At 30.6% G+C, this 25,005-nt stretch carries 24 protein-coding genes; 8 read left to right on the forward strand and 16 right to left on the reverse strand.

All coding sequences use genetic code 11. From position 1 onward, the window contains the following. Positions 1-13: 13 nt before the first annotated feature. Together BMY33_RS21325 and BMY33_RS21330 are read right to left on the reverse strand one after the other, a co-directional pair. The gene (locus BMY33_RS21325) at positions 14-880 is read right to left on the reverse strand and encodes an RluA family pseudouridine synthase (protein ID WP_425284239.1); all 867 of its coding nucleotides are present in this window, start codon (positions 878-880) and stop codon (positions 14-16) included. Positions 881-1,034: 154 nt separating this feature from the next. Next, positions 1,035-1,613: an SRPBCC family protein gene (locus tag BMY33_RS21330; RefSeq protein ID WP_091412287.1), complete on the reverse strand. Its 579-nt coding sequence runs from the start codon at positions 1,611-1,613 to the stop codon at positions 1,035-1,037. Between the two features lie 513 nt (positions 1,614-2,126). Here BMY33_RS21330 and BMY33_RS21335 point away from each other — a divergent pair. The 4 genes from BMY33_RS21335 (at position 2,127) to BMY33_RS21350 (ending at position 5,377) form a co-directional block, all read left to right on the forward strand. Then, on the forward strand, positions 2,127-3,137 hold the full coding sequence (locus tag BMY33_RS21335) for an SMP-30/gluconolactonase/LRE family protein (protein WP_091412289.1): 1,011 nt from the start codon (positions 2,127-2,129) through the stop codon (positions 3,135-3,137). A 25-nt stretch (positions 3,138-3,162) separates the two neighbouring features. Continuing rightward, positions 3,163-3,459 (forward strand): DUF1330 domain-containing protein, encoded by a 297-nt coding sequence (locus tag BMY33_RS21340; protein WP_091412291.1) that lies wholly within the window; start codon positions 3,163-3,165, stop codon positions 3,457-3,459. Between the two features lie 38 nt (positions 3,460-3,497). Further along, positions 3,498-4,298 (forward strand): DUF6503 family protein, encoded by an 801-nt coding sequence (locus BMY33_RS21345; RefSeq protein ID WP_091412292.1) that lies wholly within the window; start codon positions 3,498-3,500, stop codon positions 4,296-4,298. A gap of 197 nt (positions 4,299-4,495) precedes the next feature. Further along, positions 4,496-5,377, forward strand: a complete 882-nt coding sequence (locus BMY33_RS21350) for a helix-turn-helix domain-containing protein (RefSeq protein WP_091412294.1) — start codon at positions 4,496-4,498, stop codon at positions 5,375-5,377. Here BMY33_RS21350 and BMY33_RS21355 read toward each other — a convergent pair. From BMY33_RS21355 to BMY33_RS21395, 9 genes are all read right to left on the reverse strand, one after another. Continuing rightward, entirely contained in the window at positions 5,374-6,171 is a 798-nt protein-coding gene (locus tag BMY33_RS21355) for an RNA polymerase sigma factor (protein ID WP_091412296.1), read from the reverse strand. The genes BMY33_RS21350 and BMY33_RS21355 overlap by 4 nt on opposite strands. A gap of 50 nt (positions 6,172-6,221) precedes the next feature. Then, on the reverse strand, positions 6,222-6,632 hold the full coding sequence (locus BMY33_RS21360) for a hypothetical protein (RefSeq protein WP_211482417.1): 411 nt from the start codon (positions 6,630-6,632) through the stop codon (positions 6,222-6,224). Between the two features lie 174 nt (positions 6,633-6,806). Beyond that, positions 6,807-7,346 (reverse strand): SRPBCC family protein, encoded by a 540-nt coding sequence (locus BMY33_RS21365; protein ID WP_091412297.1) that lies wholly within the window; start codon positions 7,344-7,346, stop codon positions 6,807-6,809. A gap of 148 nt (positions 7,347-7,494) precedes the next feature. After that, entirely contained in the window at positions 7,495-8,190 is a 696-nt protein-coding gene (locus tag BMY33_RS21370) for a hypothetical protein (RefSeq protein WP_091412299.1), read from the reverse strand. A gap of 111 nt (positions 8,191-8,301) precedes the next feature. Further along, a complete protein-coding gene (locus BMY33_RS21375) occupies positions 8,302-9,114 on the reverse strand; it encodes a M23 family metallopeptidase (protein WP_091412301.1) in 813 nt (270 codons plus the stop codon). Between the two features lie 95 nt (positions 9,115-9,209). Then, entirely contained in the window at positions 9,210-10,958 is a 1,749-nt protein-coding gene (locus tag BMY33_RS21380) for a TonB-dependent receptor (RefSeq protein ID WP_091412303.1), read from the reverse strand. 27 nt (positions 10,959-10,985) lie between these two features. Continuing rightward, a complete protein-coding gene (locus tag BMY33_RS21385; RefSeq protein ID WP_091412451.1) occupies positions 10,986-14,003 on the reverse strand; it encodes a tetratricopeptide repeat protein in 3,018 nt (1,005 codons plus the stop codon). Positions 14,004-14,185: 182 nt separating this feature from the next. Continuing rightward, positions 14,186-15,115: a hypothetical protein gene (locus tag BMY33_RS21390; RefSeq protein ID WP_091412304.1), complete on the reverse strand. Its 930-nt coding sequence runs from the start codon at positions 15,113-15,115 to the stop codon at positions 14,186-14,188. Between the two features lie 3 nt (positions 15,116-15,118). Next, positions 15,119-16,369 (reverse strand): MBOAT family O-acyltransferase, encoded by a 1,251-nt coding sequence (locus BMY33_RS21395; protein ID WP_342028443.1) that lies wholly within the window; start codon positions 16,367-16,369, stop codon positions 15,119-15,121. 301 nt (positions 16,370-16,670) lie between these two features. Between BMY33_RS21395 and BMY33_RS21400 the strand changes: the two genes are divergently transcribed. After that, positions 16,671-17,354 carry a cell division ATP-binding protein FtsE gene (locus BMY33_RS21400; protein WP_091412307.1) on the forward strand — a complete coding sequence of 228 codons (684 nt, stop codon included), beginning with the start codon at positions 16,671-16,673 and terminating at the stop codon, positions 17,352-17,354. A 21-nt stretch (positions 17,355-17,375) separates the two neighbouring features. Further along, the gene (locus tag BMY33_RS21405; RefSeq protein WP_091412309.1) at positions 17,376-18,353 is read left to right on the forward strand and encodes a class I SAM-dependent methyltransferase; all 978 of its coding nucleotides are present in this window, start codon (positions 17,376-17,378) and stop codon (positions 18,351-18,353) included. Positions 18,354-18,366: 13 nt separating this feature from the next. Here BMY33_RS21405 and BMY33_RS21410 read toward each other — a convergent pair whose 3' ends face one another. After that, the gene (locus BMY33_RS21410) at positions 18,367-19,194 is read right to left on the reverse strand and encodes a 2OG-Fe(II) oxygenase (protein ID WP_091412310.1); all 828 of its coding nucleotides are present in this window, start codon (positions 19,192-19,194) and stop codon (positions 18,367-18,369) included. A gap of 59 nt (positions 19,195-19,253) precedes the next feature. Between BMY33_RS21410 and BMY33_RS21415 the strand changes: the two genes are divergently transcribed. Further along, positions 19,254-20,126: a glycosyltransferase family A protein gene (locus tag BMY33_RS21415; protein WP_091412312.1), complete on the forward strand. Its 873-nt coding sequence runs from the start codon at positions 19,254-19,256 to the stop codon at positions 20,124-20,126. Continuing rightward, positions 20,126-21,070, forward strand: coding sequence for a glycosyltransferase family 2 protein (locus tag BMY33_RS21420; protein ID WP_170837147.1), 945 nt, complete (start codon positions 20,126-20,128; stop codon positions 21,068-21,070). The genes BMY33_RS21415 and BMY33_RS21420 overlap by 1 nt, the downstream gene beginning before the upstream one ends. Here the strand turns inward: BMY33_RS21420 and BMY33_RS21425 are convergent. Genes BMY33_RS21425 through BMY33_RS21440 form a run of 4 tightly spaced genes read right to left on the reverse strand, consistent with a single transcriptional unit; the run spans position 21,053 to position 24,978 of the window. After that, positions 21,053-21,496: a sugar 3,4-ketoisomerase gene (locus BMY33_RS21425; RefSeq protein WP_244543073.1), complete on the reverse strand. Its 444-nt coding sequence runs from the start codon at positions 21,494-21,496 to the stop codon at positions 21,053-21,055. The two genes, BMY33_RS21420 and BMY33_RS21425, sit on opposite strands and share 18 nt — an antisense overlap. After that, complete coding sequence (locus tag BMY33_RS21430) at positions 21,466-22,539, reverse strand: glycosyltransferase (RefSeq protein WP_091412316.1); 1,074 nt, start codon at positions 22,537-22,539, stop codon at positions 21,466-21,468. The genes BMY33_RS21425 and BMY33_RS21430 overlap by 31 nt, the downstream gene beginning before the upstream one ends. A gap of 38 nt (positions 22,540-22,577) precedes the next feature. After that, positions 22,578-23,873, reverse strand: coding sequence for an O-antigen translocase (locus BMY33_RS21435; protein WP_244543074.1), 1,296 nt, complete (start codon positions 23,871-23,873; stop codon positions 22,578-22,580). A 4-nt stretch (positions 23,874-23,877) separates the two neighbouring features. Continuing rightward, positions 23,878-24,978 carry a DegT/DnrJ/EryC1/StrS family aminotransferase gene (locus BMY33_RS21440; RefSeq protein ID WP_091412455.1) on the reverse strand — a complete coding sequence of 367 codons (1,101 nt, stop codon included), beginning with the start codon at positions 24,976-24,978 and terminating at the stop codon, positions 23,878-23,880. Between the last annotated feature and the right edge of the window lie 27 nt (positions 24,979-25,005).

Raw genomic sequence — 25,005 nt, forward strand, 5'->3', positions numbered from 1 at the left:
TTTCAAATTTTTACTATATCATAGCTGGAAATATTTTCTCGAATCTTTGAGTGAATTCATCTTTAAAATAAACTTTTTTACCTGTGAATGGATGGATAAACTCTAATGAATATGCGTGCAAATACAACCCTTTACCTTTTAAGATCAAATGCGTTATTCCATATTCTTTATCCCCTAGTATCGGATTCGATATACTGAGTAGGTGTTTGCGCAATTGATGTCTTCTTCCTGTTTGGGGTTTCAGTTTCACTAGGTTTAGTGTTCCAAATCTCCTAGAGAAAACTGATTGGATTACTTTATAATTAGAATGTGATTGCTTATCATCAATTGCTGAGGTGATTGCTCCCGCATCCTTCATTTTTCCAATAGTAATCGCATCATATGTCTTCTTTATATTTTTATCTTCAAACATCTTGTTCAAAACACGAATACTGCTACTCGTTTTTCCTATCAATAAAATACCCGTAGTTGCATAATCTAATCTATGTACAGGTTGCGGTTTTGTAGCATCAGGAAGATTACTTCGCTCTAAATTTTGTACCAATGCATTGGTAATCGTTTTAAAACTATTACCACTTACCAAAATACCAGCTGGTTTATGAATCACTGCCAGGTGATCATCTTCAAACAAAACCTTTAATGGAAATATCAATCCGTTCGAAGCATTACCCTCTTCTTGGATGCACAATCGTATGCAATCTCCTCCTTGTAGCAAAGTCCCCGAAGTAGCAATAACATCATTAACAGTAATAAAACGTTTTTTTATTGCTTTTTTAAGTGCTGATTTTGTTACGACTGTCATAAAAACACCTACACCATATTCTTGTAATCGAATTGGAGAAGGGATTTTAGGAACGATATGAGTTTCGGTTGTAGTAATTATACTCTAAATTATATACCTTTTTATAAAGATACAATATCCTTTAGGGTTTAAAAATTTACTTTCAGTATATCTTTAGACTACCAGTTAAAGAAATTCAGTTAGATAACTCTAGATTATTTTTATTTGAGGACAGAAATTTTAGAAAAGAGAATTATTCATCTACAGAAACCGCTGTAGTATCAATTACAGTTTCTGGTTCAGGAAAATAATCCTTAGCGTTTTTTTCAATTAATTCTTTTAAATTTTTCAAATTTACATCTTCCTGTGTTTTCATGGAACTAGACATAAACGAAAGTAGGGATTTTGCAAACACACTATTTCCTTTAATATTAGATTTAGAAATAATCATCGTCTTTCCTCCTTTTTCCTTGAAAAGCATTTCATAATCCATATTCATAAAATCCATGGTAAAAGTCATCGCCATACGTTCGTGAAGTTTCATAGCTGTTATAGTCTCTTCCATCACCATTTCTTCCCCACTGTTATCAACATATACATTAGAAACTGCTCCAACCGTATTAGCCGTACCCTTTATCAATTCAGTTCTTTTAAACCCTTTTATCCACTTAGGTAAGTTAGAAACATCAGACATCACTTCCCAGGATTCATTAGCTGGTTTATTAACTGTTATCTCGTTTTCATAAGAAACGGATGGTGTAAAAAAACCAATCCCAAAAAACACTAATGTTAATACAATAATTAGATACAATAAATATTTTAAATACTTCATAATATGCGTTTTGTGTTCACCATAAATCTATCAAATTAAATTTAAACAGCTTACTCATACTACCTGCAAATCAACACATTACTTTAATTCGAATAATCATAGGCTTCTGGCACTGAAATGTATTTATTTTCAATATTCGAAAACTTAACTAACCGATATATGTATTGCTTACCATTCCTATTTATTGCATATTGTTCTTTTATAATACCTAAATCAAAATCATCTCTATTGAGCTTAGTTTCCTATACGTCTTTATAACTTCTTCTATAGCATAAAATATTATGGAAAATGGATTATTAACACTCATAATACTATGGAATTTTAATTGTCTTGCTATCATGGCGTAAGAGCATACATTACTGATGCTAGTCTAAATCCTAAACTATTCATAAAACTTCCTTGAACTTAATACTACATTTTTTGAACTATACACGATATCTATCTACTTGAGTTTCGAGATACTTTTGTAAAACAGATAATAACATAATACGGTAATACATAAAAAATTATACAATGAAAAATCAAATAAATAAAGTAACACTAATCCTAGTATTAGGGTTCACATCATTTTATATCGCTTGTAGTGATAATGATAACACTTCCCAAGTAGCAGTGCTTCCAGATTCAATAATAGTTAATGAATTAGATTTTTATCCAGAAGGAATTGTTTACAATGAATCCGAAAAAGTTTTTTACACAGGATCAATTCGAAAAGGCAAAATAATCAGTATTGATTTAAACGGAAATCAAGAAGTCTTTGCCGATGATGAAACTCTGACATCAGTTTTAGGTCTTATCATTGACAAAACAAATAATAGATTAATAGTATGTAATACTGATCCTGGAGTAGGAATCAAAACTACCCCCTCGACAGTAGGACAGCTAGCTCAAGTTATTATCTATGACCTATCTACTAGAAGTAAGATTGCTACTATTGATTTAGCAAGTTTACTACCAGGAGATCATTTAGCAAATGATGTAACTGTTGATACTGAAGGAAACATATATGTAACAGATAGTTTTTCGCCTATCATTTATAAAGTAGATCTTTTAGGTAATCCTTCTATTTTAGTAAACAACCCATTATTTGCCGCTCCTGCAGGTGCTTTCGGATTAAATGGTATCGTTTACCATCCCGATGATTACCTTATTGTAGGCAAATACGACGAAGGAAAGCTGTATAAAGTTTCACTATCAGATACAAATAATATAACAGAAATAACGCTGGACGGAGCTGTTAACTCTGTGGATGGTTTATTGTTAACAGATAATAGCACATTACTATTAGCTAGTAATAATATAACTGGAGTTAATTTTGATGAAGCCATATACCAGATAGTAACTACAGATGATTGGGACACAGGAACTATTGCTAATACGTTTATAACTCCCTTAGGAACTTTTCCCACAACACTAGATGTAATTGAAAATGAACTGTACGTTATTTATTCTTCGTTAAGCGCATTATTCAGTGGTGTAACACCACCAGTCGCAGAGTTTCCTATCCAAAAAATATCATTCTAAATTATTCATATTAAAACAAAAAATTATGTCAGAAAAATCAATAATGATTGTGAATGCAGTTTTAAATCCAAATGAAAAAGAAGCATTTACATACTATTCGGAACAATCAGCTCTATTATTTAAGGAAGCTGGTGCTAAGCCAATAGGAAAGCACAAAATTGCTAAAACAATTATCGGTTCTAAAAAACTACAAGTAGTAGCAATTACGGAATTCCCTAGTAGCGAATCCATTACTAACGTTTTTGAGTCAGAAGTATATAAAGAATTACTTCCATATAGAGAAAAAGCATTCCTTGAATTAGATGTTTTTATAGGAAAATAATCGAATAAAAAATTATAATGAAATCAAACAATTATAGTATGAATACATCAACCTCAAATTTCGTAATCTTATTTTTTTCAATTGTATTTTTGTTCTCTTTGGCAGGGAATGCCCAAGAAACAGATTCTAGATCTAAACAGTTATTACAAGCTATGACCAATGTAAATGGAGGTTGGAAAAAAATAGCTTCTAAAAAAGATGTCGAATTCACCTATATTTATCATGATTTAAAAAAAGGAAAAGACATTTCTACAGAACGCTATATTTTTGAAAATGAAGCTTCTTGGGGAGAATATAAACAACACGAAGTTAACATATTACCTGGTCTAGCAGGAGTAGCTATGCAGAATAAAATAAATGGAATACCTAAAGTTACTTTAAGTGGTAAAAAAACAATCTCTCAAGAAGCCGTAAATAGTGCAGATTTCTTTAGATCAGTAAATTATTATTGGTTTACTATGATGTACAAGCTAGAAGACCCAGGCACAATACACAAATATTTAGGTCAAGAGACTGTTAATGGTGTAAAATATCATAAAGTATGTCTTACCTATGATGCTAAACTTGTAGGGAAAGAAGTAAATGATGAGTTTATTTTATTCTTTAATCCTAAGACACATTTGGTAGACAGGTTTATGTTTTCTTTGCCTGCTTGGGGAATAAAAAAACCGATATTAATTATGGTACTTGATTATGAGAAAATTGAAGACATACATATTGCTACTAAGAGAAAAGCTTTCGCTCCAAATGATTCTGGTGAATATTTTACGCTCGTTGAATTTACCACTAAGAATATTAAATTTAATAATGGGTTTACCATAGCAGATCTTAAATTATAAAATGGAACAAAGTAATATTAACTATTTTTATTAATCTAACGGAAGATTACCCTTTGGGATAGTCTTCCGTTTATGACTACCTATTTATTGGTTAAGAGCTATTACTAACTTCGGAATAGTCATTTCTTACCCGAGAATAATAAAATAGAAAACAACACAGGATATTTTTTAATTTAGAAAACCAAATTTAATAAACAATGACATTAACAATTCCCGGTGATTTTCATAAATCTTCTAAAGAAAATGATATCGTTCATACCCTAAATGAGAATACAGTTGTTTTATTAAACAGAAAAAATGGAACAAGTAGATCTAAAATAAACCTCACACAGCATTTAATTGCTTTTGGAATTGAAGGGAAAAAGTATTTTCATTCCCTTGATGATGATACAGCTCTTTATAAAAACGAAGCTATTTTTCTTAAAAAAGGATTGTTTCTAACAACAGAAAAAATAATGGAAAGTAATAATTATAAGAGTATATTATTTTTTGTTGATGATAATTTGCTGTTAGATTTTTTTAAAAAAAACGGGAAATACTTTCCATATACAAATAACTCAAAAGAAGAGCCGCAAACTTATTTTAAATTTGATAACAGTCCTAATTTAGAAGCATATATAAAATCCATACTTATTTATTTTGAAAATAAAAGCCAACTTACTGAACCTCTTTTTAAGGTAAAATTTGAAGAGCTTTTATTAAATCTAGTAATAAATGATAAACAACATGTTTTCAAAGATTTTCTAACCAATTTAAATAAGAAAAACACGTACAATTTAAGTGAATTCATGAAAAATAATTTCACTCGTAATTTACGGATAGAAGACTTTGCATACTTAAATGGAATGAGTACTTCTTCATTTAAAAGAAATTTTGAAAAAACTTTTTATTTATCGCCCGCAAAATGGTTAAAAGAAAAACGAATAGAAAAAGCCGAATTTCTTTTACAGACCTCAGAAAAAAACGTTAACGAGGTCGCTATGGAAGTTGGTTTTGAAAATCCATCTCATTTTATTCAAGTTTTTAAATCACATCACGGACTTACTCCTAAAAAATTTCAACAGAAATTTTTTAGTTAGATCTCATTAAAAATTCTTTTGGACGCTATTAATTGGTTCAATTCTTTATAAAAATCAGATTTATTAATGAAATCCCCATGGTTGCTATAAATTCCTGTCATTGAATTTAACTCCTCCATTTCTTCATTGTACACATCTATATTATCCACAAAATTAAGATCTTCTTTTACAATTCTTTTAGAAGCAATAGCTATATGAATTCTTTTGTTGCATCTACATTTATTAGCCGTGTTATACACGCCGCAATTAGAATTTAAAAAACTACCAATTAGTTTCCTAGATTTTTGGAGTCGTTTCCTAAAATTTTCAGGAGAAATTTCAATTATCTCACAGGCTACATTACTTTTTATTTTAAGAATACTTCCTAGTATAAAAACTATTCTCAATTCTCTGGATAAACATTGAAGCATCGCTAAAGTACACCCTGTTTTCATCTCCTTTTCTAACAAACCACTATCAGGCAAGTCATAACTCACAGGGTCATTAATCGAGTTTAATTCTTCTGAGAACTGACTAAACGAGATAGGTCTTTTTTCGAACGAAGTTTTCTTTTGATTAATTAAATAGTTTGTTGCAATTCTATAAACCCAAGTATTAAACTTACTTTTCCCTTGATATTTACTCAAATTAGTAATTACTTTTAATAAAATTTCCTGAGTAGCATCTTCAGCATCAGCCTTATTCCATAAAAACCGTATTGATAGATTATACACTAATTGATCAATGGACTTAATAAGTTTTTCAAGACTCCTTTTATCACCTTCTAAGCAAGATTTTATAAGTTGTTCTTCCATAATATATAATAAAAAGGCTAAGGTAAGCCTTAGCCTTTTTTTGTTTTTCTTTAATCCGCTAAAATCGTCTGTAACAATATTAATTCTTCTTTTAACTGACCAATTTGTGCACTTAATGTACCTTCCACTTCCTCTAATGGGACTGGAGGAGCAATTAATACGAAAGAGTAAATTGCATTATTGTCTGGTCCAGCTGTCACTCTGGAATACGCAACTCCTACACTATTATCAGGCATTGTCATATACCAATCAATAGTCCCCAACTCTTTATTTGTCTTTGTTTCTAAACCAATTTTAAGTTCACCATTAGGGGTTACTAATAATGCTGATTCTTGATCAGCTTCTTTAAATGCGCCAGTCCATTTAGAAAGATTAAAAGGGTTTGCTATATAATCAAACGCCTTTTCTGTTGATGTCGTTAAATTAATGCTCTGAACATCATGATTCTTTATTACCATCATTCTTATATTTTTTAATAACCAATTCATTTTGGCTACATTATATTAGACAATCTAGAATGCGCACTGTGAAAATTTTTTACGTTTTTTTCTACAGGTAACAAACTATAGCAAGAATGACTGTATTTTTAAACTAAATCAAGATGATTCATAATCTTCTTTAAGCTGAGGTATCTATTATTTTTCAGGAAAATAATCCTTAGCGTTTTTTTCAATTAATTCTTTTAAATTTTTCAAATTTACATCTTCCTGTGTTTTCATGGAACTAGACATAAACGAAAGTAGGGATTTTGCAAACACACTATTTCCTTTAATATTAGATTGAGAAATAATCATCGTCTTTCCTCCTTTTTCCTTGAAAAGCATTTCATAATCCATATCCATAAAATCCATGGTAAAAGTCATCGCCATACGTTCGTGAAGTTTCATAGCTGTTATAGTCTCTTCCATCACCATTTCTTCTCCACTATTATCTACATATACATTAGAAACTGCTCCAACCGTATTAGGAGTACCACTAACTAATTCTGTTCTTTTAAATCCCTTAATCCATTTAGGTAAATTAGAAACATCAGACATCACTTCCCAGGATTCACTGGCTGGCTTATCAACAGCAATCACATTTTCGTAAGACACCGATGGAGTAAAAAAGCCAATTCCAAAAAACACAAGTGAAAGTACGATAATTAAATACAGTAAATATTTTAAATATTTCATAATTTGACGTTTTGTATTCTTATAAATTTATTAAATTAAATCTAAACAACATACGGAAATGCTACCTATAAATCAACAAGTTACACCTGTTATTAGTTTTTTTTCTCCTGAAAAAATAGTAGATATTAAAAAAGAATGACCCCACGTATCACTGAGAATAATCACAGGCTTCTGGTACTGAAATGTATTTATTTTCAATATTCGAAAACTTAACTAACCGATATATGTATTGCTTACCATTCCTATTTATTGCATATTGTTCTTTTATAATACCTAAATCAAAATCATCTCTATTGATCATTTGTTTCCAGCTCAAATACACATAATTAGTTCCTAGAAATGGGTATTCTTGTCTTTTGTATTTATAAGTAATGAAATGAACATCATAAACTTTTCTTTGTTTAGGAGGGATATGCTTCTTACTTTTTATTTTGAATAGTATATGATTAAATACTGTATCATTGATAATAGTATCTTTTAAATTTTCAAAAATAAATTTTTTAGAATACTTAAGATCTCTTTTTTTTATTCTAACCCTTTCTACCAAATCACAATCTAGATTAATCCTATTAGCCTCTGAAAAAGCTTTCTTATCTAAATAAAAGGTAGATTGAAGATTATTCCGTTTATGAAAATAAAGTTTCAAATCCGTTTTCCCATCATCTTGAACTAAAAGGTAGTAATCATTATTTTTAGAATTTGTTAAAACTAATTCCTTCACTTTTGGCAAATTAAGAGACTCCTGATAACTAAACTCAAACAATCTATCAAACATATAAGTACGTTGTGCAGATGCAAATTGGATTAAGAGAATTGTAAGTACCGATAGTAATATCTTATTCATTTTAGGATTTTGGATTTAATAGAACTAAGCTAAGATATTTTTAACTTTTTACGCAAGTATTAAACGATACACCTTTCTTTATCTTCACCTAACATTGAATCAATTTTAAAACTAATAAGATTTAGTATATTTTTCTCTTTCTTCTAATTGCAAAAATTGCTTGCCATTACCCACAAGAAATTTTGTAGGTAATGTTTCTCGATCATTAAATCGCTGTAGAAATACTATAAAGTGTAGATGTGGTCCTGTAGACCATCCAACATTACCACTATATCCGATATGTTGTCCTTTTTCAATGATATCTCCAGGAGTCACTTTAGATCCATTTTTTTTGATATGCGTATACTCTGCAAAAGTGCCATCAGAATGATACACTAGTATATAATTGTTGAATTTGGCACAATCCTGACCAGTACACGTTTTATTATTCCCTTGTTCTACCAAAACCACCTTACCTTCTCTTGATGCATAAATAGGTGTTCCCACGGGCATTCTAAAATCTAATGCGTATTCATTATGATGCGAAATATTACCATTGTAACCTTGGGTTACCATATGCTCCGTTCCTTTTTTAAATGGTAAGTGATATGGATAATCAGTATCATAAGATTCCTGTAAATGATTTCCATGATTATAGCGAACACTAAACCCTAAACGAATCGCTTTTTTTCTATCTACCACTGTTAAATCAGCAATATAAAATTTGGTTGTTTGTTCTGGGATTTCTATGATCTTAATATCGCCAATACTCGAGGTAAGATTCTCTATTTTGAAATCAATCTCCACAGAAACTGGGCAAAACTCACCATTATCTGCATAAATTGTATATCCATTATCCGTTTCTTCGTAATAGACTTTAAAATTGTCTTGTCCAAACGTATTTATGGTTAGTAGACCTAATATCCAAAATAAAGCACTCCTCATGTTCAATTCATTTCCAATTACTAGAATAAAATAAGGTTTTTATCTGAAAATTGCTAATTGGCAGTATTTTTAACAGTATTGTATTTAAACCAGAATCAATAATTAAACTTATACGTAACACCGCCTAATACCTGTATTCCTTGTACGGGAAAGTTTGTCCAACGTTCATAGTTTTCGCCAGCAAGATTATTTCCTTTAATAAAAACAGAGAGTTTATCATTAAATCGATATCCAAGATTAACATTAGCATCAAAATAACTATCCAAAGTTACGATTGCTTCTGGCGTTGGCGGTGTAAAAGCAACCGCTGTATTGATATCCTTTCGCTCTCCGACATAAAAAAGTTGTGCTCCAGCAAACCACTGATTCGTAATTTGATAATCTAGTAATATTGATGCCTTTAATTCTGGCAAATTCCAAGCTTCTTGCTCATCTTCAGTATTATAATCAAAATACTCTGCAGAAACTCCTAATTTAAACTTCTTATTGATATTAAAATTCAATTCTCCATAACCATTCAGTGTTAGGACATCATCATATCGATATGCAAAAGAGTTCCCAAAATCATACCCTTCTAATTGCAATACTTCTGGTCTATTATTTACAAATAATACCTTATCATTTTCTGATGCATATCCACCTCTAAAATTATAACTTACTATATCAGAGATCTTTCCTTTTAATCCGACGTACGCATCAAATTGATTATGAGTAGGAGTTAACACCAAAGTTGGAGATACATACGGGTTTGCTTGTACAGCATCTCTGTATGTATTTTGTTTTAATCCTCCTTCCAATCCACCGTAAGCAATTACTGCTTCATCCAATAACCTGTAAGAAGCTGTTACTTTAGGATAGATAAAAAAGTTATTATCGTTATTCTGACTATCAATACTATAAAAAACGGCTGCCCCAAGGTTTACTGTTAAATTATCTCTTAGTACTACCAAATTAGGTTGTATCCCCAAATTAAGAATGCTAAAATCGTTAGGAGTTTGTAATGCTTGATCCAATGGCCGATCAAAACTTCCTCCCAGATAATCAACAATAAAATCTGTAGTAATCAATTCATCGGCTATTTCAAACTCAAACGTTGGTGTAAAAACGGCATGATGTTCTGTAGAACTTAATGCATCTCCAAAATATCGATAATTCAATGAAGCTCTTTTAAAATACAAATCATCAAACTGCAATTTACCCCCTAACTTGGCCCCAAAATAATTCTGCTGAGGATCAATTGCATCAATCTGCGCTTCTGTTAACACAGGAATTTCTGGCAATCCATACCAATTATATAACTGATGCTCTGCCCCTACCTCTATACCATACGTAAAGTCTTTAGTTCGTGATGTGTAATTAAGGTCTAAAAATGTATTATAAAATTTATCATCGAGTTCTACATCTTTTATACCTCCCTGAGAAGAATTATGATGTAAATATAAGCCCATATTATCTGTACGATTTATCTGGAAATTACTATAAAACTCTGCCAAAACGGATGTGAAATTTCCAAATCCTAAGGTTGCATAATTATCATATAATGGTATTTTTTTAGGTTTGTCTATACTCGCTGCCCTTCCCTTAGCAGGAGTAAATGTAGAAGCTACAGGGACCGAAAAAATACTATATCGTAATTGTTTTTTCTTCTGTGTAACAGAATCATTAAGTATTGGGGTGGATTTCACTTTAAATGCATCACTAATAGTAGGTGTATACGTTTTAACAATAACTACACGTTCCGTTTCTATGGTTTCCTCTTCTTCTTTTTCTTGGGCTACTATAGTGATAATGCTAAAGGCAAAAACACAAGTAAAAGAAATTAATTTCTTGATATATCTCGACATAAATAGTTAAGAGTTTACAACTGATTATTATTGTTCGGTTTGGATGGATGAATTAGTTTTTGCTTCTTCGGCTTTGATTCTTTTGAGTTCGGATCTTGCTTCTTGAATTACATCAGGATAATCCGTAAAATTTTTGATAACACTTTCTAAAATATAGGTTGCTTGATATGCATCTTCTAGTCCATAAAAGTTTTTGGCCATTAAAACCAGCCCTTTGGCTCCATATAGCTTATACCCTGAAAAGTCTTTTGCTAACTTTTGCACTGTTTCATTCGACGTTTTATAGCCGCCTTCTTTATTTTTAAAATAAGCCTCATAATATAATGCTTCTGCCGCTAATTCTCCTGTAGCAATTTTTCTAACTTCCGCATACGCTTTCTTTGCTCTGGCATCATCTGCGGTTTGTAAAGCTGCACGAGCAATAAAAATTTGTGCATCACTTTTTACATCGTTTTGGATTTTTGGATTACCCAACACTTTTTCGGCGTACGTAATTGTTTCTTGATAATGTACTAACTGATAATGAGATTTCATTAAATTCGATTGCGCAAATATGATATTCTGAGGAAAATCAGCTACTGTCTCTAATCGTTCTAATACAGGAATTGCTTCATTATAATTTCGGTTTTCTAAATAGATCTGAGACAACCTTGCTAATGCTTGTTCTGTAAATTCTGTTCTATCTTTTTCTAATACATATTTATAATGTGGAATTGTAGCTTGCTTATCTCCCTTTTTGTAAAACAACTGCGCTAGATAAAAATGACTTTTAAGCGCGTGAAGACCGCTTGGAAACTCGTTCAAATATTTTTGAAAACCAGTTATTGCTGCGTTATCATTATTTTCTAAAAACTGTTTTTCTGCCGCTTCATATGACGTATTATCTAGATCTGCATCGGTAACATCTACAAAACTTAATCCTTTTACCCAATTCGAGTATTCGTCGGTTCTACCAAGATCTACATAGATCAATCTTGCTGTATTTACAGCTTGGATAGCTTCTTCTGTACCTGGATAATCAGCAACTACTGTCTTAAATTTACTCAAAGCTCTATTTCCTTGATCCCCATTATAATAAATCAATCCTTGTTTTAACAATGCTTTCGGCACATATGAGCTTCTAGGTACTTCTCTGATTAATCGATCATACGCTTCGATCCCTCTTTGCGTTTTATTTTCTGCGATATAGGTATTTCCTAAAGCAAACATTGCATCATCCCGATATGTAGATCGTGTATACTTTTTAATAAAAATTTCTAGATCACTGATTTTCTTATCATTCTTTTTTACAAAGCCATAACTAATTGCTTTTTGGTAATGTGCATAATCTGAATCTGCACCGCCATTTTTAATTGCCTTATTATAAGCTTCCATTGCGGGCCAATATTTTCGAGAAATAAAATGACTATCACCTAATCTTAAATAAGTGTCTGTTAATCGCGTTTCATCAACACCTCTTTTTTTAGAATAAGTATCAAAGAACTCTGCAGCTTGTGGGTACTGTTTTAATTTAAAATAAGTGTATCCAATATTATAGTCTATTTCTTCATATTCACTTGTACCAATAGCTCCATCTTTTCCCTTAAATTGTTTAAACCCTATAAGTGCTTCATCAAAATTATTTTGCAGATAATCACATTCTGATTTCCAATAAATCGCTTTTGCCGTAAATTTCGGATCTGTTTGTTGTGCTAAAGATTTATCAAAATATAACTTAGCTTCAGCATAATTGGCTTCATTATAAAGTTCTATCCCTCGAAAATAAGCCACTTTCTGATACACCACTTTATCACCAAAATTGCGACTTCCTTCTAATAAGTCCATTGCCTCCTTATAATTCTTAGAAGTGATATAAGAACTAATTAGTAACTCCTGAACCTCTTCTTTAAACTCAGAATTAGGATATGTTTCTGCATAAGATAACAGGATTTTTGGGGTGCTCTCATATGAATTACCTATCTCATAACTTAGCTTAGCATAATTATACAAAGCATCTTCCTTAATTTTAGCCTCAAAATCCATTTCAGAAGCATTCTTAAATGCATTTAATGCTTGTTGTTTCTGATCTGTTTTCAAATAAGATTCTGCTAAATGATAATAAGCATTCTGCGCAGTTTCATTACGACCATCTACTATTTTATTAAACTCTGAAATAGCATTTGTATAATCGCCTCCTTTATAATAGGCATACCCCAATTGATAATAATCCGTATTATTCCATTTTCCTTTTCTACCTCTATATGCTTTTAGATGCGGAATTGCCTTATCATATTGTCCTAAATTAAAATAACTTTCTCCGATGATCTTATTCAATTCTGATTTCTCAGAAGGTTTAGATCTAGAAAGTTGCCCTAGTCCATCATTAATTGCTTCTTGGAATTTTCCAGATTTAAAATTCATATCACTCTGGAAATAAGATAAGTTCTTATTATACTTATCAAGATCTTTAACCTCATCGAACAACTTATCCGCTTCCTGATAATTATCTCCTTCATATGCTATAAAACCCAAATAATACTTGGCTTGAGCTCCATATTTATCAGTCTCTTCTACTTTAGATAAGAATTTTTTCGCCTCGTTAAATCGTTGGATCTTAAAATATGCATATCCATTATTGAAGTTGAACTTTTCTTTTTCGGAACGACTCATATTGCCTTCATCGACCTTATCATACCATTTACGAGCATATGCATACTTTCCGTTATCAAAATAATAATTTGCTACATCTAAATATGCAGCATTACGCTTAATACTAGTCGGATATTTTACAACAAACTCTTCCATCAAATCATCTGCTCCTTTCTGATTCAACCATACAGCACAATTCGCTATATAGTAGGTGCATTCTGCATCGATGTTTTCATCATCTACGGCATCTCTGACTTTGTCAAATAGATTTTGAGCAGCCAGAAATTGCTTATTGTTATAAAGTTCTAATGCCTGATTATACAGTACTAGTTCATTCGTGTAAATTGCTGATTGTTGCGCAGAAATCTTTGAAGATAGAATTGCTACAAAAAGCATCAAAGTGATGTATTTGTTCATGTAAATATTTCTTTCAAAGTTTAGACTTTGGATACTATTACCAAAGTTCCAGTTTAATAGAAATCTCAAGGTTTTCCTTGACCAATTTTTCTTAAAGTAAATATCGTTTCCCGCGAATAAATTTTGTGTTAAAGATACCCTAATCTTCATAGTAATAACGAAATATTTTGGAGATAATTACATTAATTCTGATTTTTTGGATCAGATATAATTTCATTTATGATTTTAGTATATTTTTTTGCCCCTTTATGATTCAAATGATCCGAGTCATAAAAATCGGCATCTTCTATTCTAAAATCTCTTTTTAAATTTATATAAGTCACATTATTATAATTAGTTGCCAAATCATTACACGAATTGGTGATTTTCTCTAATTTACTTGGGTTAAGTAGTTTTAAATACCCATTATAGACTGGCATATCAACTAAATAAACATTGCATTTTATTTTTTTGCAATAGGCAATAATCGATTGAAGTCTAACTAAATTCTCTTCGAAATCCATTAAAAAATCCTCATGTCTTTTTGCCGTAGCTCTACTTCCTTCTACTAAAGGTATATTGTTTGTGCTTTTATAGTATGTACCCCAACCCCTATTATCGCACCCGACAATTGTTCCTTTATACATATAATCGTGAAGTAGAGTAATCGATTTATCAAAACGACGAGTTAGTGCTAGACTATATTTTTTCACATCTAGTGGATTAATAATGGGAACATCTAATTCCATTTGATGATGGTAAAAATATTTACGCCATCGATCTTCTTTTGTGTTTTTTAATTGGCTTAAACTATAATAACCGATGGTAATAATTACATTTTTTAAATTAGGAAGGCTATCTATATGTTTATCAAACAACAATTGGTCAAAATATAAACTCTGACTTATATTAGACACATTAAAAGTTTTGGCATCCATAAATTCTGGATTAATACCGAAAAAAGCATGGGAATCCCCTAAAACCAATGTCTCTATGTCATTATAAGAGTTACTAATCATTCTATGCTTATAAGAATAATTAGATTCTACAGTTCTATAAAAACTCTCTAATGCTACCCAAATAAAAAGCAGTGGTAGTAGAAATAAGAATATTTTTTTTATAAAAACCTTCATAGTTTAGAATTGAAAATAAATAAAGGTTTGTAAATCCCCTGCATAGTAAAACACGACGAATACCGTAACATAATAAATTAGATATCGAATGCTTTTAGATGATATATACTGAATATCCAATAAGTGTTCTCGTTTTTTCTGAAACCATTCTATGCCTAGATATCCAATCAATAAAATCAAAAACAACTTATTCCCTTGTGGAATAGAAAAAAGTGTTGATGAAAAAATACGCTCTAGATACCCAAAGGCTTCCGTGATTGAATCTGCTCTAAAAAAAACCCAAGCAATAGTAACTATAAAAAATGTAATACTCATTCTTAAAAAATCAACTACTATTGAATTTTGATTTTGGAGAAAAACCTCAAATTTTGTTTCATTATTTATAAAAACTGTAAATATCAATATGATTCCATGAATCAATCCCCAAAAAATAAATGTAAGATTAGCTCCATGCCATAATCCACTTAACAGAAAAACCACAAGAATATTAAATACCAATCTAGGTTTTGAAACACGATTGCCTCCCAATGCAATATATACGTAATCTCTAAACCAAGTAGAAAGCGAAATATGCCATCGTCTCCAAAACTCAATTAAGTTCTTTGATAAATAAGGGAAACTAAAATTTTTCTTTAAATCAAACCCTAACAATCTTGCAGAACCAATAGCGATATCTGAATAACCAGAAAAATCACCATAAATCTGAAAGCCAAAAAATATAGCTCCACAAAACAAGGTACTCCCTGAATATTCTGTATAATCCTCAAACAATCTATTTACAATTATAGCGCAATTGTCTGCAATTACCATTTTCTTAAACAAACCTCCTAAGATTAATCGTAAGCCATCAATACTTCTACTATACTTAAAATATCTGCTTTTTTGAAACTGAGGTAAAAGGTTAGAAGCTCTTTCAATAGGACCTGCTACTAATTGTGGGAAAAATGAAACAAAGGCAAAAAATGAAATAATATCATTCGTTGGGCGTATTCTTTCTCTATATACATCTATTGTATAACTTAAGGTTTGAAAAGTATAAAAACTTATTCCAACAGGAAGGATAAACTGTAATGAACTATAAGATATTGGGGTTCCAAATAACAAAAACACCTCTGCGAACGTTTCTATAAAGAAATTGAAGTATTTAAAGACGAATAAGACACCTAGATTAAAGAATAAACTAACTCCCAAAAGTATTTTTCTCTTTACGCTAGAAGTTGTTTCTAATTGTCTTGCAACTAGAAAATCAATCATTGAACTTAAAAAAATTAATGATAAAAATCTCCAATCCCAAAAAGAATAAAACAAGTAACTTACTGCGAGAAGAAAAACATTCTGAACTTTTTTTGAGCTGTTAAAAACAAACCAATACAAAACAAAAACGATTGGAAAGAACAACGCAAAATCAATGGTATTAAATTGCAAAATGTACGAGCATATGAATTCTTTGGAAAAGTACTTAAAATCTACGTGGATAAAAAAACATTTTTAATAAATACATTATTGCATAAACTTTTTACTTTTACTAAAAATAATAAAATCAGAATTACATACTATGTCCGATCCGGTTCTAAGTCTTAAAAATGCTTCAATCTACCAAAGAGAAAATTTAATTCTTTCAGATGTTAATGTCGAAGTTAATAAAGGGGATTTTGTATATCTGATCGGTAAGACCGGTACAGGGAAAAGTAGTTTTATGAAAACTCTTTATGGAGATATCCCTTTGATAGAAGGAGATGGAAGTATTGTAGATTTTGATTTAAGTACATTAAAAGAAAATCAAATTCCATTTCTTAGAAGAAAATTAGGAATTGTGTTTCAGGATTTCAAACTACTTAATGATAGAACAGTAAAGGATAATTTAGTATTTGTACTGAAAGCAACTGGGTGGACGGATCAAAAAGCTATGGATAGCAAGATAGATGATGTGCTAGATAAAGTAGGTATGAAAACAAAGGATTTTAAATTTCCATATCAATTATCTGGTGGAGAACAACAGCGAATTGCTATTGCTAGAGCATTGCTTAATGATCCAGAATTACTCCTTGCCGATGAACCTACTGGGAATTTAGACCCTCAAACTTCTGTAGAAGTTATGGAGGTTTTACAGGAAATCAATAAAAATGGCAATACCATCTTAATGGCGACTCATGATTATGCCCTACTCCTAAAATACCCTTCTAAAACCTTAAAATGCGAAGGCAATAAAGTCTTCGAAGTAGTACAACGAAAAGGATAACTTCTGTAAAGCAATAGAATAATGCGTTTAATTACCCTTGATGACTTTATAGAAACTTATACGAAGTTTAGACAACGAGGGGCGTCCTTCATCACATCAAAACTGAATATAAACGATATCAAAAGGACCAAGAGTGCTTTTAATGAATTAGACATACAATCTGCTAATTGGTGGATCATTCCGAAAATTCAAAAAAGATGGAATCAACTCATAACTGGAGATTCTCAAACTGAGTACGAAGACTTTGTAATGAAAAAGTTTTTGGCTAATTCTAAAAATCTAAAAATGCTTTCATTAGGGAGTGGGATTTGTAGTCACGAACTAACATTTGCAGGATATGAGAATTTTGAAGAGATTTTATGTATCGATATTAACGAAGTACTTTTTGATGCCGCAAGAAAAACGGCATCAGAAGTTGCATTAGACAATATTAATTTTAAGATTCAGGATTTGTATTCATATAAGTTCCCAGAGAATTACTTTGATATTGTTTTCTTTCATGCGTCACTACATCATTTTAAAAACATAGAAGAGCTTGTTGGTCAAAAAATAAAAAGAACCTTAAAACCTGATGGTAAACTAATCATCAATGAGTTTGTAGGACCAAATAGGTTACAATTCCCTAAACATCAAATAACAGCCACCAATCGAGCTATAAAACTTATTCCTAAACCGTTTAGAAAAAGATTTAAACTAAATTTATTTAAAAATAAAATTTATGGTTCAGGTATTATTAGGATGATACTTGCAGACCCATCAGAATGTGTAGAATCTGAAAAAATCTTACCTTCAATTCATAAAAATTACACCACTATCTATGAAGCTTCTTATGGAGGTAATCTTCTTGCAAATGCATTAAAAGATTTATCACATCATTTTTTAGAACTTGATCAAGAAAAAGAAGAAACCTTGAATAAATTATTTGATTTCGAGGATGATTATTTAAAAAATCATCCAAGTGATTTTGTCTTTGGGATTTATCAAAACACACCTAATTGATTGATGATACTTATCAATCATCTTTCTTATAGACATGTGGGTTTTCTCTAATTCCCTTTTTAAATATTTTCCTAACTCCCATTCTTATTGATGAGTCGATTTTCAATATTTTATCTCTAAAAAACTGACCTGGCCAACCTCTAAAAGTAGTAACATGAAAAGATCTCTTTGCATCTACTGATTCAGTGGAGAAATAGTAATTAGAAATACAGCATCGTACATTATCGACTTTTACCTTACCCACAGAATGCCAAGAATCTTTATGAGTCGCCATAACCACTAATCTATTATAACTTGAATTTATAGATACCGGTTTATTTTTTAGACCTTCTGGCCATAATTCTAAATTACCTCCATTTTCTGGAATCCAATCTGGTGTAACATAATATAACAAGTTAAGTACCCTCCAAAGCTTTACATCCTTATCATGCGAATTATCTAGATGTGGATTCAGATAATTACCTTTTCCCATCATAGAAATCCCACCTGCATAAAGCTTATCATCAGGTTTTACATTACTATAACCACATATCTCCGCTATTAAATCAACAATTCTCTTATCCTGAAAAGCATAAATAATCTCCTCTAGTAAAGGATGATACTTATTCATCTGAGCTGCCACATACTTATACTCTCTTATGCTTCTCTTTACCTTTATATCTTTTGTTCTAGGAAATTTATCAAAAACTTGTCTTGTTAGATCATTGGGCAGTACATCATCTAAATAAAAATACCCAATACCTTCACTAGTTTGATCAAAGTGTTTTTTTAAAACTTCTTCATTATCTTTGAGTTTTAAAAAAATGAGATCAGCAATTTTATCTCTATTAGGGTGATTCATCTATCCAATTACAAATTTGTCTTAAAAATAATTATAAACTTCTAGTAAAACATCTATAAATGTTATCAATTTTGATCCCAGTTTATAATTATAACATTATTCCATTGGTTAGAGAGGTTCATCAGCAGATTTCGTTATGTAACGTTCCTTTCGAAATATTAGTGTTCGACGATCATTCTGATCATCATATTAATGAGAATAAAAGTATTAATGATTTCTCACATTCTTCTTTTAAGAGACTACCAAAAAATATAGGAAGAAGTGCTATTAGAAATCTTCTAGCTTCAGAAGCATCGTATGATTTTCTTCTATTCATTGATGCTGGGACATTTCCAGAACAAAAAAACTTTATCAAAATATATCTGGATAATTTAAACCATAAAGTAGTAACTGGTGGAATGACTTATCTAAAACAACCTCCTAATAAACCTTATCGTCTTAGATGGGTGTACACAAAAAAAAGGGAATCATTGTCAGATAGAAACAAACGTTCCATTGTTTGTTCATCAAACTTTTTAATCCAAAAAAAACTATTTAAAATTGTAGAATTTGATGAATCTTTAGAAAAATATGGTTGTGAAGATGTAGTATTTTTCGATGCTATTGTTAATGAAAATATTTCCATTAAACATATTGACAATTCAGTAATTCATGATGCTAATGACAATGCGGAGACTTTTATAATAAAAACTGAGCAAGCAATTGAAAATCTCATTTTTTTAATCAATACCAACAAACTTGCGTATGATCGATATAAAGTTTCTAAGCTCTATTATAAAATGAATAAAGTAAAAATTGACAAAATCATTTCTTTTACTTTTAAAATCTCAAGAAATATTCTTAAAAGAAATTTCAACTCCTCATATCCTTCAATTTTATGTTATGATTTTTATCGTTTAGGTTATTTTTGTTTAATTAAAAACAAAGCATAGTGCCTTTTTTCTCAATCATAATACCTCTTTACAATAAAGAAAAAAACATCGCAAAAACGATACAATCTGTATTTGATCAAGATTGTATCGATTTTGAGCTTATAATCATTAATGATGGTTCTACCGATAAAAGTGAAAAAGTAGTAACCTCTTTTATAGATGAAAGAATACAATATTTCTTAACGGAAAACAAGGGAGTTGCCAATGCTAGAAATCTTGGAATCGCAAAAGCTAAAGGAGAACTTATCGCCTTTCTTGATGCAGATGATTACTGGTATCCAAATCATCTCACAGTATTGTCTAAATTGTACAAAAAATTTCCTGATGTTGGTTTACTAGCTACTTCCTATGAAAAAAGATTTAGTACCAAATCTATTTTTTTAGCTAATTTCAAAAATATAAATGCAAGTAGTAATTCTCTGATGATAGTCGATGATTTTTTTGACTCTAGTTCCATTGATGCTATTGCTTGGACATCGGCTTGCGCGGTTCCCAAATCAGTTTTTAATACAATTAAAGATTTCGACTCTTCAATTACACATGGAGAAGATACTGATCTTTGGATTCGTATTGCCTTACAATATAAAGTTGCTTTAGCAACATATCTTACTGCGACGTACAATCTAGATGCTAAAAATCGATCAAAAGAAATAGATATAAAAAAGAAAACTTTTCTAAAATTTGAAAAATTTGAAAAAGAAGAAAAACATAATATTTCTTTAAAAAAATACCTTGATGTTAATCGATATTCAATAGCATTAGAACATAAAATTTCTGGAGATCATATTTCTTCTAAAAAATATTGTAAAAACATTCATTGGAAAAACCTGCATTGGAAGAATAGGTTATTAATAAAACAACCCAAAACAATATTACTCTTATTAAAGAAAGTTCAAACTACTTTAATACATGTTTTGGGGATAAAACTATCTAGTTTTAAATAACTTAAACTCTTCAAAGTTTCTAATATAATCTTCTTCTTTATATACTTCTGAAGCTAAAACAAGACATACCGATCCAGAAGAAAAATTTTCCAACTCTCTCCATATTCCAGGTTTAATCAACAATCCTTTATTGGGCTTATTAAGAGTAATTTTTTTTTGTTCTTTCCCATCCTGTAAAATCACATCAAAACTACCACTTAAGGCAATCAAAAACTGATATAATTTTTTATGCGCGTGACCTCCTCTACTTGCATCACTAGGAACATCGTATAGATAATATACTCTTTTAGTTTCAAAAGGAATAACATCTTTCTCCACTACAGCAATAGTACCTCTAGGATCTTTTATTTTAGGGACTTCTATAATTTCACAATCTTCAATGCTTGTCATATGTTCTATTTCTTGGGCGGAAGTATTGCTTGCCATTGTGAAGTTATATTTTCTATTTTAAATTTTGAAACACTCGATATCGTACCATTTTTACATTTTTGGTAAAAAGCTCGATCTTCTATCATTTTATTTAAAGCTTCAGTAAAAGCCTTTTCTTTATTTGAAAGCACTAATATACCATTCTCACCTGTAACAATCACTTCTGAAGGGCCGGATTTACAATCTATCGACACTACAGGTGTACCCATAGCTAAAGATTCTATTAGGACCATCGGAAAACCTTCATAATTACTTGTCAATGTAGTATACAATGCCTGCTTTACATAGGGAAATGGATTATCCGAAAATCCTTTAAAAACAACATAATTTTCTATCCTTAGTTCTTTAACTAGGTTTTGAATCTTCATTTTATCAGGACCATCACCCATTATGATAAGTTTGATCCCTTTTTTTGGTAATCTAGATTTGGCATATGCTCGAATCAGAAAACTATAATTTTTTGAATCCTCAGAAATTCTGCCGTACGATAAAACATATTCATAACTTGGTGTATCTAACCTTACTTTCGACAACATTTCCCAACGGTTTTTATCAAATGCATTATAGATGCAATGCCCTTTAATCAAACCATATTGTTTCTTAAAATGAGATACAGCATCTTTAGAAACTCCTATCAATTCATATGCATTCTTGTATAACAACTTTCCCAAAAACTTATTATCAGGAAAATAAATACCTATATTATAGCTATGAACAATAAAGACTGTATCTGTCTTTTGGTATACAAACGTATTAATAAACCACTGTCTAAACCACCAAGGCCTTGGGGCTGCATCAATGACATAGTCAAACTTATTTTCTCTGATGAGTTTTCTACTAATTACAAATTTTCGCCAACGTTTGTATAAACCTTTATCAGAAGAAGTGAGTAATTCTAAATTCACTAAATTTCCTTTATAATCATACACGATATCATCCAGAATACTAACAATTGTAACATCATATCCAGAATCTACTAACATTCTTGACAAAATAGCACTTGATCGTTCAGCTCCTCCCGCACCTAAGGAAGAAACCATTATACAAACTTTTGTGTTTTTCTTTTGAGTCAACTCAATTAAATGTTTTTGTCTGGCCCAAAAAATGATTTCCGGAACACGACGATCAATAATAAAAAATAAAAGACATAATTAAAAAAATATGCCATAGAAGCACCTATAAACCCGAATTGGTTTATCAAATAAATACTTGCCAAGTATAAAAATGCAAACGAAATAATTTCTGTAATTATATAATACCAAAACATTCTTTTAGCCAAAAACTGATATGCTATCACCAAAGATGCTATTTTAAAAAGATCTCCAAACAATTGCCATATAAACAAGGGTTCCATTTCAATAAACTCATTAGAGAAAAGAACCTTGATTATAATATTTCTTAAAAAATAAATGATCAGAAATCCAACAATAAAAACTGGTAAAATCGTCTTATAAAAATTAATTATTTCTAATCTAAAATCTTTACTCTTTTTTATCTCAGCTAATTTAGGAAGCAGATAAATCGTTAATAATGTTGTTATAAATAGCATATACTGACTACTTATACTTTGTATAGCTTCCCAATAACCTGCTTCTTTAATACCTTCAGTAGTAATAATAAAATTTCTAATTCTGATCAAGATTGCTGGTAAAATAGTTACTGATACCAATGCCATAATTGCAAATGAACTTAATCTTTTTACATATTTAAATGATATCTTATTGGATGGTAAAAATTTAAAAACATCTTTTTTATTCAGTATAATTAAAATGGTTAAGAATAATGATACTGCCGGATTTATAATAATTGCCAAAAATGCTCCTTCTAACTTATATTCCCAAACCAAGAAAACCGTTATCAATAAACCTAAAATACTACTAGCAATATTAAGTAGTATATATATCTTGTATTTAGAATACCCATTAATGATTGCTAAACATAGCGTATTAACAGAATAAAAAGGTAATGCTATTGCTATAGCTTTAAAAACAAAATTATATTGGTAACTACTACCAAAAACCAAGTTATTCCAAAATGTTGGAAAAAAGTAAAGCCATATCGACATTACTATGGTAATTACAAAACATAAAAGGTAGGAAGTTGATAACATGGACTTAGTCTCTTCCTTATCACTTTTAAATTCTGCTATATACTTTACGATACCATTATATAAACCTAAGGTCCCGACTGATTGAATAGAAGTCAAAACATTACGAAGATTACCAATAAGTGCCAATCCTTCTGGCCCCAAAAATATTGCAACTACTTTAAGACTTATAAAACCCGTAATCATTTTCGCAAAAACGCTAATAGCATTAAAAGAACTAACTTTAATTAAAACATTGTTTTTTAATTTATCAAAGTATGAATCCACTCCTTTAGTATCCGTTTAGTGTTTCTATAATCCTATCTACTTGCTGATTGGTTAAACTCGTATTAAGAGGAATACTAACAACTTCTTTATGTATTTTTTCTGTTATTGGTAAAGACAATTCAGAGAACTCTTTTAGGCCGTTTTGTTGATGTGGAGGAATTGGGTAATGGATATGATATCCTATCCCAGAATTTTCTAAATACTCAACAAATTCTAGACGATTCTCAACTCTAACTACAAAAAGATGAAACACATGATTCTCCGAACCATCCCAAAAAGGCAGTGCAATCTTATCGTTTTTGATTTCTGACCTATATCTTTCTGCAATTTGTCTTCGTATTCGATTATCCTCTTCTAAATCTTTCAGCTTTTCTAATAAAAATGCCGCCTGTAATTCATCCAATCTAGAATTTACTCCCAAGTAATCATTTTGATATTTCTTACCAGAACCGTAATTACCAATACTTCTTACTACAAACGCTAATTCTTTGTTGTTAGTAGTTATCGCACCTGCATCACCTAATGCTCCCAAGTTTTTTGCTGGATAAAAACTAAAGGAAGAAGCATCACATAAATTCCCTACTATCTTACCGTTACTATTTTTTGCCCCATGTGCCTGAGCGGCATCATCAATCACGAGCAAACCGTACTTCATCGCTATTTCATTAACTTCATTCAATTGTGCAAGTTGACCATATAAATGAACAGGCACTATAGCTTTGGTTCTATCAGAAATATGTTTCTCTATCCTTTTTATATCTATATTATAAGAATTTTCATCTGGCTCCACCATCACAGGTTTTAATCCTGCATACTTAATAGATAAAATAGTTGCAATGAATGTATTAGATGGGACAATCACTTCGTCACCAGAATTAATTTCTCCTAACTCAATATATCCTTTAAGAATTATAGTTAACGCATCTAATCCATTACCAACACCAATACAATAATTAACTCCACAAAACTGAGCGTAAGAACGCTCGAATTCACTAACAAAAGTTCCTTTAATATATGTACCGCCATCCAAGAAATTAGAAAAACACTCTTTATATTTTTCATGATAACGCCCATTAATTTTATGAAGATCTAAAAATGGAATCAACGATTTAGGTTTTGTCATTATCAAATA

Origin of the sequence: Aquimarina amphilecti (assembly GCF_900109375.1) — a bacterium.
Classification (GTDB): domain Bacteria; phylum Bacteroidota; class Bacteroidia; order Flavobacteriales; family Flavobacteriaceae; genus Aquimarina; species Aquimarina amphilecti.

Excerpts from the sequence above, each read along its gene's own strand:
- BMY33_RS21350 (WP_091412294.1), top strand. The coding sequence starts at position 4,496 with ATGACATTAACAATTCCCGGTGATTTTCATAAATCTTCTAAAGAAAAT.
- BMY33_RS21345 (WP_091412292.1), top strand. The coding sequence starts at position 3,498 with ATGAATACATCAACCTCAAATTTCGTAATCTTATTTTTTTCAATTGTA.
- BMY33_RS21360 (WP_211482417.1), bottom strand. The coding sequence starts at position 6,632 with ATGATGGTAATAAAGAATCATGATGTTCAGAGCATTAATTTAACGACA.
- BMY33_RS21425 (WP_244543073.1), bottom strand. The coding sequence starts at position 21,496 with ATGGCAAGCAATACTTCCGCCCAAGAAATAGAACATATGACAAGCATT.
- BMY33_RS21330 (WP_091412287.1), bottom strand. The coding sequence starts at position 1,613 with ATGAAGTATTTAAAATATTTATTGTATCTAATTATTGTATTAACATTA.
- BMY33_RS21400 (WP_091412307.1), top strand. The coding sequence starts at position 16,671 with ATGTCCGATCCGGTTCTAAGTCTTAAAAATGCTTCAATCTACCAAAGA.
- BMY33_RS21340 (WP_091412291.1), top strand. The coding sequence starts at position 3,163 with ATGTCAGAAAAATCAATAATGATTGTGAATGCAGTTTTAAATCCAAAT.
- BMY33_RS21370 (WP_091412299.1), bottom strand. The coding sequence starts at position 8,190 with ATGAATAAGATATTACTATCGGTACTTACAATTCTCTTAATCCAATTT.
- BMY33_RS21365 (WP_091412297.1), bottom strand. The coding sequence starts at position 7,346 with ATGAAATATTTAAAATATTTACTGTATTTAATTATCGTACTTTCACTT.
- BMY33_RS21395 (WP_342028443.1), bottom strand. The coding sequence starts at position 16,369 with ATGATTGATTTTCTAGTTGCAAGACAATTAGAAACAACTTCTAGCGTA.
- BMY33_RS21430 (WP_091412316.1), bottom strand. The coding sequence starts at position 22,539 with ATGGTTTCTTCCTTAGGTGCGGGAGGAGCTGAACGATCAAGTGCTATT.
- BMY33_RS21375 (WP_091412301.1), bottom strand. The coding sequence starts at position 9,114 with ATGAGGAGTGCTTTATTTTGGATATTAGGTCTACTAACCATAAATACG.
- BMY33_RS21415 (WP_091412312.1), top strand. The coding sequence starts at position 19,254 with ATGTTATCAATTTTGATCCCAGTTTATAATTATAACATTATTCCATTG.
- BMY33_RS21410 (WP_091412310.1), bottom strand. The coding sequence starts at position 19,194 with ATGAATCACCCTAATAGAGATAAAATTGCTGATCTCATTTTTTTAAAA.
- BMY33_RS21335 (WP_091412289.1), top strand. The coding sequence starts at position 2,127 with ATGAAAAATCAAATAAATAAAGTAACACTAATCCTAGTATTAGGGTTC.
- BMY33_RS21355 (WP_091412296.1), bottom strand. The coding sequence starts at position 6,171 with ATGGAAGAACAACTTATAAAATCTTGCTTAGAAGGTGATAAAAGGAGT.
- BMY33_RS21380 (WP_091412303.1), bottom strand. The coding sequence starts at position 10,958 with ATGTCGAGATATATCAAGAAATTAATTTCTTTTACTTGTGTTTTTGCC.
- BMY33_RS21390 (WP_091412304.1), bottom strand. The coding sequence starts at position 15,115 with ATGAAGGTTTTTATAAAAAAAATATTCTTATTTCTACTACCACTGCTT.
- BMY33_RS21405 (WP_091412309.1), top strand. The coding sequence starts at position 17,376 with ATGCGTTTAATTACCCTTGATGACTTTATAGAAACTTATACGAAGTTT.
- BMY33_RS21385 (WP_091412451.1), bottom strand. The coding sequence starts at position 14,003 with ATGAACAAATACATCACTTTGATGCTTTTTGTAGCAATTCTATCTTCA.